Here is a 12,086-nt window from a genome sequence, read left to right on the forward strand (position 1 = left end):
ACGACCCCTTGGTTCGTAGCCAAGTACTCTATCCAACTGAGCTACAGCCGCACGCTAAACTTGAACTGCTTGGGTGACGCTGACTACTTTGCGTACACCTCGGTGAAACGAAAGGGCCTTCCCGGAGGAAGGCCCTCGTAAAAAAGTGGCGCGGCTGGCAGGATTCGAACCCACGACCCCTTGGTTCGTAGCCAAGTACTCTATCCAACTGAGCTACAGCCGCACGCAGAAGTGAGATTATAGCAAGGTCTCGGAAAAAGGGAAGGGGCGCCCGGGAAATTTGTGACAGTAGCCGTATCATGTAGGCTGGAGATCCGGATGTCCGCTTCAACGCTGAACCACCATGAATAAAGCCTTTGTCAAAGAATCAACTGACGAGAACGACGACGATCTCGAAGCCGCGCAACCCGACATGCCGGCGGGCGCGAAGAACTACATCACGCCCGCCGGCTATCGGCGTCTGCGCGACGAGTTGCTGCACCTGATCGACGAGGCGCGGCCGGAAGTCGTGAAGCTGGTGTCGTGGGCGGCGTCGAACGGCGACCGCTCGGAGAACGGCGATTACATCTACGGCAAGCGGAGGCTGCGCGAGATCGACCGGCGTATCCGCTTTCTCACCAAGCGCATCGATCTCGCTGAAGTGGTGAACAGCAGCCGGCAGGAAAACACCGATCAGGTGTTTTTCGGCGCGACTGTCGAATACGCGACGGAAGACGGCGAGACGCATAAGGTGAGGATCGTAGGCATCGACGAGGTGAATCTGGATGAAGGTCACGTGAGCTGGATTTCGCCCATCGCCCGTGCGCTGCTGAAGGCGAAAGTCGGCGATCAGGTGATATTGCATACGCCTGCCGGGCCGCAGCCAATCGACGTGCTCGACGTGGCGTATCCGACGCGTGAGGAAGAGGAGGCCTGAGGCCTGTACCGTCTAAGAACGCGCAGGCGAATGCTGCGCGAAGCGAGTCCGGCAGAACGCCGGAGTCCGGACGAAAAAAAGGCGCCGCAAGCGGCGCCTTTTTCATGCTGCAAGTACTTCTGATGCTTAGAAGCGGTGACGCAGACCAGCCGTCACAGCAACTTGCTTCTCGTTGCCCGAGCTCGCGCCCAGACCGTTGATGTTGGCATTGATGCCCAAGCCGTTTTCGCTGACTTGCTGATATTCGCCTTGCAGGTACACGTCGGTGCGCTTCGACAGCGCGTATGCCGTTTGCAGGTTGAACTGGTTCCAGTGCGGACGCTGGCCTTCCAGGCTTGCACGCGTGTACGTGTACGAGCCAGCGATGCTCAGAGCCGGCGTCAGCGCGTAACGTGCGTTCGCTTCGAAGTTCTGGAAGTGAGCGCTCGAGCCGTTCAGGCCGACACCACCCGACACGCCGGATGCGCCCTGGCCGATGCCGTTCAGGCTCGACAGGTTCGTTTGCGTGTACACGAGGCCAGCCGTTGCCGGGCCGAACGTGTAGTTTGCGCCTGCACCCCACGTTTGCTGGCGGCCAGCGAAGAACGTGTTGTCGCTCGACACTGCGCCACCCGAGTTGAACGCCGCGCCGCTTGCTGCGCCGTTGCTGTTCAGTTGCAGGTAAGCAGCAGCGAGGTTGAAGCCTGCGAAGCTGTACGACGCGCCAGCGCTGTATGCGCGGTTGTTCGCGAAGCCGTCAGCCTGGTTCGAGAAGCCGTACAACGCGCCGAACTTGAAGCCCGCGTAGTTCGCGCTCTGGTACTTGACCGAGTTGTTGACGCGGAACGAGTTGTTCAGGTTGTCGTTGTCGAACGGGTGTGCGAATTGCGTGCCACCGTATTGCGTGCCCGTCAGCGACAGCGGACCAACGTAGTCGACCATGCTGTCGTATTGACGGCCGAGGGTCACAGCGCCGAACTGGTCGCTTGCCAGGCCAACGAATGCCTGACGGCCGAACAGACGGCTGCCTTGCTTCATCGTGCCGTCATTGATGCCGAAGCCGTTTTCCAACGTGAAGATCGCCTTCAGGCCGCCACCGAGGTCTTCAGCGCCGCGCAGGCCGAAACGGCTGCCGTTCACCGAGCCGCTCGTCATTTGCCAGTTGCTGTGGCCGTGCTGGTTGTTCGTGTAGGTGATGCCGGCGTCGATCAGGCCGTACAGCGTGACGCTGCTCTGTGCGTGCGCTGCCGTTGCAAATACGCCCGACAGGGCGGCGACCATGAGAGTCTTTTTCATCTTTGTAACTCCGAGAACAGGATGGGTTTTGGAAACCCAGGCTTGAAGGAAACTTCACGCGAATGCTGCGAGAGGCAAAGTCGCGTGAACAACGCACGGTGACCGACGTGCGTTCGTTTCCGGGTAGGCAAAGTGTAGAGACGTGACCCGCCCGTTGGCCGTTCCGAAATCAGCAATAAAGTATTACGTGATAGGAAATTATCGGGATGGAGACTGAAAGCCTTATTGATAAAGGCTTTGCGGCCGATTGGCTCGTGCCACCCCCAAGTGTCAACCTTTGCGCGTTGTTCAATTACGACATGAAATGACGTGCGAAAACAACGCAAAAATCGTTGAATAGCGATTGTTGTCAGCTCTGCAATAGTAGATTGCGAGAGTCGGAGCTAATCAAATCGACAACGAACGCTATACTGAAATCTCTGCTTTTCGAAGCAGACTTTTTCGTTGACGAAAAAGATCTCCAAACCTTTGTCGGCGCGACTTCACAAGAGTCGCGCTTTTTTTTTGCCTTTTTTGCCCTGCTTCCGGGTTCGCTTATTGAAGCTTTCCATCCGCACCGACGGGAGCGAATTCGAGTCCCGGCGTCAGGCTCCAATCTTCGATCACATAATGACGTGCGTCCATTGGGGATGACAGCAGGTTCTGCCAGTGATCGCCGTGCCACATCGGGTCGAACTCGAGCAGGGACGGGCGTTGTGAAGGCGTTTCGGAAGGCGGCGCACCCTTCGTGGATTGAAACAGTTGTGCGGCGATACGGCGAAGGGAATCAAACAGCATGACATTTCTCCGATTTCAAACTGCTGGTTGAAATGTTGCGTTTGACAGATCACCTTAACAAGTCGTGGAAACACTTACGAATGACACGTTTTGTTACATTCAGGAAAAGATTTCTGACAGGCTATTGTTAGACAAATCGGATCGGCAATTCAGACCGGTTAAAATTATGAATTGGCTGAATAATTGATGCCGCTATATCCGCTTTAACAGCGCGTTTGATGTATATCCAGTTTTTGATTTGAAACCGCTTGACGCCCCTATCGGCTTCCCTTTATAAATGGCCTTGCTGGATTTTCGATAGCGGAACCCTGATTGTGCATCGTGCATATATTGCGGTTTGCGGAATCGTGAATCGTAATCGGCATTAAGAGCATCGCCTGTCTTATCAAATTGAGGGAAAGTGGAACATGGAAACTGGTATCGTCAAATGGTTCAACGATGCTAAGGGCTTCGGCTTCATCACGTCCGATGCGGGCGGCGAGGACCTCTTCGCGCATTTCTCGGAAATCCGTGCAGACGGCTTCAAGTCGCTGAAGGAGAACCAGCGCGTGTCGTTCGAGGTGAAGGCTGGGCCCAAGGGCAAGCAGGCTGCGAACATCCAGCCGCTGTAATGCGCGGTTGAGCCGCTGGCTCTTAGGATAAACCCTCGTTCGCGAGGGTTTTTTATTGCCGCAATTCGGAGTTAATCCGCTTCCGGTAGGGCGAGGAAAAATGCGGTTCGAAAATTTCCGCGAGTTTTCCTGGGTTGGACATCAATATGTCATATTCGTGTAATCCCTGATTGATGATTTATTTATGATCGTCCAATCGAATAAACATATTCCCGCCGGCCGCTTTACCGATGGTCAGTCGTTTCCCACTGCTCGAGATTGCCCGAGCAACGCCCGCCGCCGATAGTGCATACTTGTGCAGAGTTATGCATTGCACAGTCTCCCCACATGTCTGAATTGCTTCTGTCTGATCCGGCCCTCGATGTGCCGATCGTTTTTGTCGACCTGGAAACGACGGGTGGTTCCGTCGGCGCTCATCGGATCACCGAAATCGGCGTTGTCGAACTGGGGCCGGATGGCGCATCCACCTGGACCACGCTCGTCGATCCCGGCCAGCCAATCCCGCCTTTCATCCAGCAGTTGACGGGCATCACCGACGCGATGGTGCGCGGCGCGCCCACCTTCGAATCCATCGCCGCCGATCTTTTCGCGCGGCTCGACGGCAAGCTTTTCATCGCGCACAACGCGAATTTCGACCGAGGCTTTTTGCGCAGCGAGTTCCAGCGCGCGGGCTACGCGTTCAATCCCGACATGTTGTGCACCGTACGTCTGTCGCGCGCGCTTTTTCCCGCCGAAAAGCGTCACGGCCTCGATGCGCTCGTGGAACGGCATGCGCTCGTGCCGTCGGACCGGCACCGCGCGCTTGCCGACGCCGATCTGCTCTGGCAGTTCTGGCAGCGGCTGCACGGCCTCGTTCCCGTCGACGTGCTGCGGGCGCAAATCGACAAGACCATGCGCCGGTTCCGGCTCGCGGGCGACATCACGGAAGATCTGCTCGATACCGCGCCCGCCGGTTGCGGCGTCTACGCGTTCTTTGACGAGAACGACGCGCCGCTCTACGTCGGACGAAGTGTGCGCGTGCGCCAGCGTCTGCGTGCCCATCTGACGGGCGAGCGCCGTTCGTCGAAAGAATTGAAGCTCGCGCAGCAGGTGCGCCGCGTCGAGTGGCGTGGCACGGGCGGGGAAATCGGCGCGCTGCTTGCCGAAGCGCAAATGATCGCGGCGCTCCGCCCGCCGCATAACCGCGTGCCGCGCGTGAGCCGCGCCGATCCCGCCGACGCCCCCTGGCCTTACGACGGTGCGATCGCGTTCGAGGAGCGCGATGCGGCCGATGGCGCGCGCGTGTTCCATGTGGTGGATAAATGGCGCTACCTCGGACACGCGCCCTCGCTGGCCGAGGCATCGACGCTGCTCGCCGCGAGCGTCGTTGGCGCGTTCGAGCTGTCGACGTGGCGCGTTTTGCAGTCGCATCTCGCGCGCGGCCTGAGTGTGTTGCCGCTCAGCCGTCAGGCCGCGGAGACCGTTGCAAGCGTGATCCCCGCAGCGGCGCCCGCCGACGCAGCCTAGCCCGTCGCTCCCACGCCGCCCGATTCGCACACGTGCCCGAGCGCGCGCGTCAGCGCGGCGTTGCGAGTGTTGTCGTAGCGGGTGAGCGACTTCCAGTTGTCGATGCCGCGCGCGACGCGCGTCGGGCAATCGTCCTGCGCGCGCAGCGTCTGAACGCGCGCCAGCGCGGTGATCAACGACTGCGTCAACTTGTCCAGCTGCGGCCTGAGGCTCGTCGCGAGATCCGGCGCCGCGCCTTCGGGCGGGCGGCTGGCGCGCCACGTGTCGAAGAGTGCGTTCTGCACTTCCTTGCTCGCATCGATCTGATCCTGGAAGAATTCATGCGCAAACGCCGGGTCTACGCCCGCGCGTGCTGCACGCTTTTCGACGTCGGCGAGCAAGGCCTGCTCGCGCGGCGTATCGGTGATCGGCTGATGATGCGCCCACTTGTAACGCGCGACAGGCTCGGCCAGCGCCAGGCGCTGCGACACCAGTGCAATCAGATTCGTCAGCGCGGTGTCGTCGCCGTCGGCGCGGGCGGCTCCCGGCGTGAAGGCGAGGGCGGAAGCAAACAGGATCGCGCCAAGCGCACCGGTGAAATTCGGACGGGTCATTGAGCTTGATGCAGCACGCGGCCGCATTCGAGAAAGGGAAAAGACAGAAGAATAGACGAAGCGCGGAAAGATGCGCCATGCATGCGCAACACGCGCTGGCCGAGCGAAGGAGAGGCGAGGTGGAACGGAACGTGAGCACGCGCGACACGATGACGCATCGGCAACGGCGCTCAGCAGAACGAAATCAGCGGCAGGCCAGGACAGAACACGGGCGCGCGCCGACGCCGCGCCTCGATGAAGGAAGCGCGTAGACGTTCAGCAGCACTGCGCATGCATTCCTGCGTGTCCCGATGCTGCAATGCACAGGTCGATCGTTACTTCGGCTCACACAACTTGCGTTGTTCGTCAAAGAACGCGCGAACGTGCTCGGGCAGTTCCGCGCCCAGAAACTCAACGCCTGCAGGTTCCGGATCCGGGCTGAACACCTTGTCGGGGGTCGGAATCTTTGGCGGTCTGCTATCCATGATGGTTCTCCTTTACGAATTCATTATGTCCCTCGGCGCGCGTCGTGCACTAGCGCTGCCGCATACAGCTGATGTTTTGGCGCGCTCTTTGTTGCTTTAACGGCACACGCTCCCAAGGATTGAAGCGCCTTGTTTAGAATTTGACGATTGTCTGTATTGCAGTACGTCTAAAGACTGTCTCCCGCCTGCTTGCTATACTGCGCGCTCACTTTTTCAAGTAGCGATGACACGTTCGACACGCTGGATCAGTCTCGTATGGCTGGCGCTGGTACTCAATGTACTGTCGCCTGTCATCGGCTATGCGCGTGCTCCGGGTGCGCAAGGCCCGCTGTCTGTCGAGCTCTGTCACGCAGCCGGTGCGCAGAACGTCGTCATCGATCTCGATGGTTCGCACGACGACACGTCGAAGACGCACCTCGTCGTTCCCCACTGTGTCTACTGTCCGGGCTTTGCCGCCAACTTCGCGCTGGGCGGCAGCGTCCCGTTCGTCGTCCCTTCCGCACGCACGCTTGCTTACTCGCAAGCCATCGAGCCCGAAGCCGTCTTTGTGCGCCGCAGCGTGCGCGTCGCACAACCTCGCGCCCCACCTGTCCCGTCGATCTGAAGCTGTCTCAGCCAGCCCGTTTGCCCGCCTCTGACGTCGTCATGACGTAGCGGGCGGCGGGCCGCCATGCGCGCCTCTTGTCCCGAGCACTGTTGTCTGCCCGTGTTCCTCACGCGGCGCAGCGCGTCGACATTCAGGCCGGCATGGCGCCTTCGATCACGTCCACAGGACTCATATGCGCATCGTTTACGCTGCGCTGTCCGCACGCACGCGACTATCGCTTGCGTGCGCGGCAGTGTTCGCCGTTCAACCCGCCTGGGCCGACGAAAGTACGACCGATCGTGCCATCATCGGCCGCCCGGCGTCCGATACTTCGGTCTCCCATCCTTCTGTAACGAACAACTCCGCGAATTCGTTGACGGAACCCGTGAGCACATTGCAGGCCGTCAGCGTGACAGCCGCGCGTGCCGCGCCCGCATTCGCGCCCGGTACGCCCGGCGTCGTGGAGACCGTCACGCGTGAGCAGATCGACGCGCGCAACATCGTCAACACGGAAGACGCGCTCAAGTACGCGCCGAACGTGATGGTGCGCAAGCGCTTCACGGGTGACCGCAACGCGGTCTTCGCCGGCCGCGATTTCAACGAGTTGCAGAGCGCGCGCGGCCTCGTCTATGCCGACGGACTGCTGCTATCGAACCTGCTGGGTTCGAGCTACGCGTATCCGCCGCGCTGGTCGCTGATCGCGCCTGACGACATCGCGCAGGTCGAAGTGCTGTACGGCCCGTTCTCGGCGCTGTATCCGGGCAACTCGATCGGCTCGACGGTGCAGATCACCACGCGCAAGCCGGAGAAGCTCGAGGCGTCGCTGGATACGCAGCTTTTCACGCAGCATTACGACGACGCGTACGGCTTCTCGAAGAACTTCGGCGGCAATCATCAGACGGCGCATATCGCCGACCGCGTCGGCCGCTTCTGGTATTCCCTGACGCTCGACCGTCTCGAGAACAACAGCCAGCCGATGCAGTACGCGAGCCCGAGCAGCACGTACAACGCGAAGCTCGGCGCGCCCGTCGCGGTGACGGGCGCGGCCACCGACATCGGCCCGAACGGTCAGCCGCGCGTGATCGTCGGTGCCCAGACGATGGAGCGCACCGAGCAGATCAACGAAAGCGTGCGCATGGGCTACGCGATCACCGACCACGTCGACGCGACGCTCACGCTCGGGCACTGGGAAAACCACTATAAGGATCGGTCGGATACGTTCCTGACGGACGCCGCGGGCAACCCCGTCTATGGGGGCAACGTGACCATCGGCGGGAAGAACTACACGATCTCGCCGACCGCGTTCTCGCCCGCCAACGGCGATCAGGAGAACTGGCTCTACGCGCTCGGCCTGAACGGACGGCTCGATTCTGGCTGGAAGCTCTCGGGCATCGTGTCCGCGTACGACGTGTCGCGCGATACGCTGCGTTCGTCGACGACCGCGCCGCCCGCCGCATACGGCGGCGGCCCCGGCACGATCTTCTACGGCGACGGCACCGGCTGGCGCACCTTCGACCTGAAAGCGGAGTCGCCCTTGTATGCGGGCCATGCGCTGACGGTCGGCTATCACTTCGACAACTACTTCTTGCGCAACGAGACGTACAACACGCCCGACTGGCTGAACGGCTCGCCGTCGACGCTCGCCAGCACCTATCGCGGCGACACGCGCACCCAGGCGCTGTACGGCCAGGACGCATGGCGTTTCGCGCCCGGCTGGCTCGCGACGCTCGGCCTGCGCTACGAGCGCTGGGACGCGTACGACGGCGCGCTCGGCAACGGCTCATCGACCTTCGGCTACGCGGACCGCAGCGCGAACGCGCTGTCGCCGAAAGCGTCGGTGCAATGGCAGGCGACGCAAGACTGGCTGTTCCGTCTGTCGTTTGCGACGGGCACGCGCTTTCCGAGCGTCGCCGAGTTGTTCCAAGGGACGATCTCGAACAACGCGATCGTCAATAACAATCCTGGGCTGAAGCCGGAGAAGGCGATCGACTGGGACTTCACGGCGGAACGCGATGTCGGCGTGGGTGTGGTGCGGGCGAGCGTGTTCCAGAGCGACCTGCGCGACTCGATCTATAGCCAGACGACCGTCAGCGGTTCGACCACGGTCACGAACATCTCGAACGTCGACCGCGTGCGCGTGCGCGGCGTCGAACTCGCTTTTTCCGGACAAAACGTGCTGCTGCACGGGCTCGATCTCGACGCGAACGTGACGGCGACCCACTCGAAGATTCTCGCCGACGCCGCGAACCCGTCGTATGTCGGCAAGCGTTTCCCGCGCATTCCCGTCGTGCGGGCCAACCTGCTCGCGAACTACCACTTCACGCAGCAGTGGCAGGGCAGCGTGGGACTGCGCTACTCCGGCCGCCAGTACAACACGCTCGACAACAGCGACATCAATCCCGACGTCTACGGCGGCACCAGTTCGTTCTTCGTGATCGATCTGAAGGCGCGCTATCAGGTCGGCAAGCACTGGCTCGCGTCGGTTGGCATCGACAACGTCACGGACCGCCGCTACTACGTCTTTCACCCGTATCCGGGCCGCACCTTCTACGGAGAACTCAAATGGATGCTTTAAGAAAATGGGCGGCCGTGTGGGCCGTTGGCTTCTCGTTGACGCAGCCGCTGATGGCGCACGACGCATCGGGCGAAGCACACGCCGCGCACGGCATGCAGATGGAGACGGCGGGCAGTAAGGGCAGTAAGGACGGCATGGGCGGCATGAACATGAATGCCGCCGCGGCCAGGCCCGCGAAAACGCCGCTCGCGACGGGCGCCGCGTTCGACGCGAAGCATCGCCTGTGGGTTGCGTGGGTGGAGGGAGAACACGTCGTCGTCGCGCATTCGGACGATCGGGGCCGCACGCTGTCGCCGCCCGTCACGGTCAACGCGATGCCGGAGCCGATCTACACGAGCGCCGAGAATCGTCCGAAGATCGCCGCGAGCCCCGACGCGAAGACGATCTACGTGACCTGGTCGATGCCGCTCGACGCGCCGTACACGGGCATGGTCCGCTTCTCGCGCTCGACGGACGGCGGCGCGACGTGGAGCGTGCCTGCCACCGTGCACGGCGACCGGCAGCCGATCACGCATCGCTTCGATTCGCTGATCGTCGACGGGCAAGGGCGCATCTTCGTCTCGTGGATCGACAAGCGTGATCTGACGCTGGCGAAACAGGCCGGCAAGCCGTACGACGGCGCGGCTGTCTACTTCGCGGTATCGACGGACGGCGGGCAGACGTTCCAGCCCGAACGCAAGGTCGCCGACCACACGTGCGAGTGCTGCCGCATCGCGCTCGCGCTCGACAGCGAAGGCCGCGTGCAGGCCATGTGGCGCAACGTGTTCGAAGGCCAGATCCGCGATCACGCGCTCGCCGTGCTGCCCGCCGACGCGCAGCAGCCCGTCGTGCCGATCCGCGCGACGTTCTCCGGATGGCATATGGAAGCCTGCCCCGATCACGGCCCCGCGCTCGCGATCACGCCGGACGGCGTGCGCCATATGGCGTGGTTCAGCGTCGTCAATGGACGCGCCGATGTCTACTATTCGCGCCTTTCCGCCGACGGCAAGCCGCTCGGAGAGCCGTGGGCGTTCGGCGACACGGGCAAGCCCGGCGGGCAGGCGTCGCACGCGGCGTTGACCGCTCGAGGCAAGACGCTGTGGCTCGCGTGGAAGGATTTCGACGGCGACACGATGCGCCTGATGCTGCGCCGCTCCGACGACGAAGGCGCGCACTGGAGCGCGGCGCGCACGCTCGCGCAGACGGCGGGCGGCAGCGACAACCCGCAGTTGCTCGACGACGCCGGCCGCGTCTATCTGTCGTGGCGCACGCAGAACGACGGCTACATGCTCGTGCCCGTCGAGGAGGCCAAGTAAATGAAGCGAATCTTCATGGCGCTGGCGGCGTGCGTGATGGCTTTCAACGCGCAGGCCGTCGATCTCAAGCCGCTGCGCGCACCCGACGTCGATGCGGTGCTTGCCGCATCTCGAGGCAGGCCGCAGATCGTCGAAATCTGGTCGCTCGATTGCAGCTATTGCCGCGAGAATACGGCGCGCATCGTCGAATGGCAGAAGAAGCATCGCGACGTGCGCCTGACGATGATCGCGATGGATTCCATCGACGACAACGCGGCCGCGCTGTCTCAGGTGCTCGCGACGCTGCCGCTGCCGCCGCAGACGGTGCTTTACGCGAACGCCGAGGCGATTCCCGAGAAGCTGCGCCGTGCGCTCGATCCCAACTGGCGTGGAGAGATGCCGCGCACGTTGCTGATCGACGCGCATGGCGCGCGTCAGGCGTCGAGCGGGTTGTTGCAGTCCGCGACGCTCGACGCGTGGCATCGCTAGTGCGCTATCTGAGCGACGGCGCGCGGCGGCGCGAGCTTGCCGCCTTGCTCGCCGCTTTGCTCCCTTGTCCCGCGCGCCTGGCGAGCGCGGCATCGACCGCGTCGCGCATGCATTGCGCGACGAGTTCCGACGCTTTCGTCCGCGACGCGCGCGCGGGCCGCGCAATCACGAGCGGCTGGCGAATGGTTTCTTCGCGAATGGGCCGCTCGATCGCGCCCGCCGCCATGGTCTGATCGCCCTGCGTAATCAGCAGCGAAACGCCGAGCCCGTTCGCCACCATCCCTCGTACGAGTGCCAGCGATGTCGCCCGATAACGCACTTCGGGCGCAAGCCCGCATTGCCAGAACGGCGCCATCAGAAACTCGCGGCTGTGCGGCAGATCGATCAGGATGAGCGGTTCTTTCGCGAGGTCGTGCAGCGATAGCCTGCCGGCTTTCTTCGCGAGCTTCGATTGCGCCGGCACGAGCGCGTAGGGGCGGAGTTCCGCGAGACATTCGCGCTCGATATCGGCGGGCAAGCCGACGTCGTACATCAACGCAAGTTCGATACGGCTGCTGCGCAACGCGTCTTCGAGCTGCATGAGATCGCCTTCGATGAAGCGTATCGACAGATCCGGGAAGCGTGCGCGCGCGATGCGCAGCAATTCGGGTAGATAAACAGGCGCGATCGTGCTGAATACGCCAATCTGCACTTCGCCCGCTGCCGCGTCGCCGCTGTCGTCGGCCTCGAACGACGCGGCGGCGTTCAGCAACTGATGCGCCTCCGCCAGCTTGCGTACGCCGAAGCGTGTCAACGTCATCTTCGCGCCCGATTCGCGGGTGAACAGCGTGTCGTCGAACAGCGCTTCGAGTTCGCGAATCGCCACGGAAATAGACGGCTGCGATACGTTCAGCAGTTTTGCCGCGGCCGTGGTGCTGCCCGTCTCGGCCGCCGCCGTGAAATAACGCAGAAGCCGCAACGAGACACGCATCAGGAAATCCTATAGGTGCTAGTTTGATTTCATATTTTACTTGATAGGCT

General features: G+C 62.2%; 12 protein-coding genes and 1 tRNA gene. 7 read left to right on the forward strand and 6 right to left on the reverse strand.

The genetic code is table 11. The annotated features are described in order from the left end of the window. Nucleotides 1–146 precede the first annotated feature (146 nt). Nucleotides 147–223 (reverse strand) — tRNA-Arg (locus KFO72_RS29170). Between the two features lie 120 nt (nt 224–343). On the opposite strand from KFO72_RS29170, the gene greB reads away from it, so the two are divergent. Further along, entirely contained in the window at nt 344–916 is a 573-nt protein-coding gene (gene greB, locus KFO72_RS29175) for a transcription elongation factor GreB (RefSeq protein ID WP_054934011.1), read from the forward strand. Between the two features lie 126 nt (nt 917–1,042). Here the strand turns inward: greB and KFO72_RS29180 are convergent, their stop codons facing one another. Beyond that, nucleotides 1,043–2,191, reverse strand: coding sequence for a porin (locus tag KFO72_RS29180; RefSeq protein WP_054934012.1), 1,149 nt, complete (start codon nt 2,189–2,191; stop codon nt 1,043–1,045). Nucleotides 2,192–2,725: 534 nt separating this feature from the next. Beyond that, complete coding sequence (locus KFO72_RS29185) at nt 2,726–2,968, reverse strand: hypothetical protein (RefSeq protein ID WP_225033588.1); 243 nt, start codon at nt 2,966–2,968, stop codon at nt 2,726–2,728. A 407-nt stretch (nt 2,969–3,375) separates the two neighbouring features. Between KFO72_RS29185 and KFO72_RS29190 the strand changes: the two genes are divergently transcribed. Both KFO72_RS29190 and KFO72_RS29195 read left to right on the forward strand, forming a co-directional pair. Beyond that, the gene (locus KFO72_RS29190) at nt 3,376–3,579 is read left to right on the forward strand and encodes a cold-shock protein (RefSeq protein WP_007578158.1); all 204 of its coding nucleotides are present in this window, start codon (nt 3,376–3,378) and stop codon (nt 3,577–3,579) included. A gap of 327 nt (nt 3,580–3,906) precedes the next feature. Beyond that, nucleotides 3,907–5,085: an exonuclease domain-containing protein gene (locus tag KFO72_RS29195; RefSeq protein WP_176055017.1), complete on the forward strand. Its 1,179-nt coding sequence runs from the start codon at nt 3,907–3,909 to the stop codon at nt 5,083–5,085. Here the strand turns inward: KFO72_RS29195 and KFO72_RS29200 are convergent. Both KFO72_RS29200 and KFO72_RS29205 read right to left on the reverse strand, forming a co-directional pair. Further along, nucleotides 5,082–5,678 carry a chorismate mutase gene (locus tag KFO72_RS29200; protein WP_054934015.1) on the reverse strand — a complete coding sequence of 199 codons (597 nt, stop codon included), beginning with the start codon at nt 5,676–5,678 and terminating at the stop codon, nt 5,082–5,084. The two genes, KFO72_RS29195 and KFO72_RS29200, sit on opposite strands and share 4 nt — an antisense overlap. A gap of 314 nt (nt 5,679–5,992) precedes the next feature. Then, complete coding sequence (locus KFO72_RS29205) at nt 5,993–6,142, reverse strand: hypothetical protein (RefSeq protein WP_035989898.1); 150 nt, start codon at nt 6,140–6,142, stop codon at nt 5,993–5,995. A 223-nt stretch (nt 6,143–6,365) separates the two neighbouring features. Here KFO72_RS29205 and KFO72_RS29210 point away from each other — a divergent pair, with 223 nt between their 5' ends. The 4 genes from KFO72_RS29210 (at nt 6,366) to KFO72_RS29225 (ending at nt 11,066) form a co-directional block, all read left to right on the forward strand. After that, nucleotides 6,366–6,746, forward strand: coding sequence for a DUF2946 domain-containing protein (locus KFO72_RS29210; RefSeq protein ID WP_054934016.1), 381 nt, complete (start codon nt 6,366–6,368; stop codon nt 6,744–6,746). Between the two features lie 175 nt (nt 6,747–6,921). Then, entirely contained in the window at nt 6,922–9,303 is a 2,382-nt protein-coding gene (locus tag KFO72_RS29215; protein ID WP_225033589.1) for a TonB-dependent receptor, read from the forward strand. Nucleotides 9,304–9,353: 50 nt separating this feature from the next. After that, complete coding sequence (locus KFO72_RS29220; protein ID WP_412101807.1) at nt 9,354–10,598, forward strand: sialidase family protein; 1,245 nt, start codon at nt 9,354–9,356, stop codon at nt 10,596–10,598. After that, a complete protein-coding gene (locus KFO72_RS29225) occupies nt 10,599–11,066 on the forward strand; it encodes a TlpA disulfide reductase family protein (RefSeq protein ID WP_176055021.1) in 468 nt (155 codons plus the stop codon). Nucleotides 11,067–11,070: 4 nt separating this feature from the next. On the opposite strand, the gene KFO72_RS29230 is transcribed toward KFO72_RS29225, so the two are convergent. Then, nucleotides 11,071–12,036, reverse strand: a complete 966-nt coding sequence (locus tag KFO72_RS29230; RefSeq protein WP_176055022.1) for a LysR family transcriptional regulator — start codon at nt 12,034–12,036, stop codon at nt 11,071–11,073. Nucleotides 12,037–12,086: the final 50 nt, after the last annotated feature.

Source organism: Paraburkholderia sp. XV, assembly GCF_020177535.1.
In the GTDB taxonomy this organism is placed as follows: Bacteria; Pseudomonadota; Gammaproteobacteria; order Burkholderiales; family Burkholderiaceae; genus Paraburkholderia; species Paraburkholderia caribensis.